General features: G+C 59.0%; 1 protein-coding gene. It reads left to right on the forward strand.

Annotated elements, in window-relative coordinates:
- Positions 1 to 982 (forward strand): reverse transcriptase domain-containing protein (locus tag EOS_RS33640; protein WP_047896538.1); only part of this gene is annotated, 982 nt, incomplete at its 5' end.
- Positions 983 to 1023 lie beyond the last annotated feature (41 nt).

Below are 1023 nucleotides of genomic sequence, written 5' to 3' on the forward strand. Positions count from 1 at the left end.
GGCTATCCGCGATCGCGTGGTCCAGGGTGCGCTCAAGCTCATACTGGAGCCGATCTTCGAGGCAGATTTCCAGCCGGGGTCGTATGGCTATCGTCCCAAGCGTACTGCGCATGAAGCGGTGCAACGGGTGGCGACGGCAATCGTCCAGTGGAAGACCCGGATCATAGATCTGGATTTGCGCGCCTACTTTGACACCGTTCGGCATCATCTGCTGCTCGAAAAGGTAGTACGTCGGGTCAATGATCGGGACGTCATGCATCTGCTGAAGCTGATGCTGACGGCGTCGGGCAAACAAGGCGTTCCGCAAGGCGGGGTGATTTCACCGTTGCTCAGTAACATCTATCTCACTGAGGTAGACCGTATGCTGGAGCGGGCGAAAGAAGCCACGCGCAACGGGAAGTACACCTACGTCGAGTATGCCCGATTCGCTGACGATCTGGTGGTGCTGATCGATGCCCATCCGCGCCGTGCGTGGCTGCTGAGGGCGGTGACCACGCGACTTCGGGAAGAGTTTGCCAAACTGCAGGTCGAGGTCAATGAGGAGAAGAGCCGCACTGTGGATCTGGGATGCAAGGAGAGCTTCGGCTTTCTGGGGTTTGACTTCCGTCAACTCCGCAGCTTCAGGACACGGACGTGGCGAGCGCACTACACGCCGAAGCTGAAGAAGCGTACGGCGCTGCTGCGTAAGCTCAAGGAGATATTCCGGCGATACCAGTCGCAGCCGGTAGATCGGGTGGTGCAACTGATCAACCCGGTACTGCGGGGCTGGGTGCAATACTTCGCTGTGGGGGACTCCAACGAGTGCTTCAACTTCATCAAGGACTGGGTGGAAAAGAAGATCCGGCGTCACATGGGGCGATCCCGGAACCGAAGGGGCTTCGGCTGGAAGCGGTGGAGTAGGCGTTGGCTGTATGAGGAACTGGGGCTGTTCAACGGCTACCGGGTCCGCCGTGCTGTCACACCGAAAGCGCGCCCGGCATGATAGGTCCCATAAACCTTGGCATGAAGCGAACAGGAGAGCGT

It is taken from the genome of Caballeronia mineralivorans PML1(12) (assembly GCF_001028175.1).
GTDB classification, from domain to species: Bacteria; Pseudomonadota; Gammaproteobacteria; order Burkholderiales; family Burkholderiaceae; genus Caballeronia; species Caballeronia mineralivorans.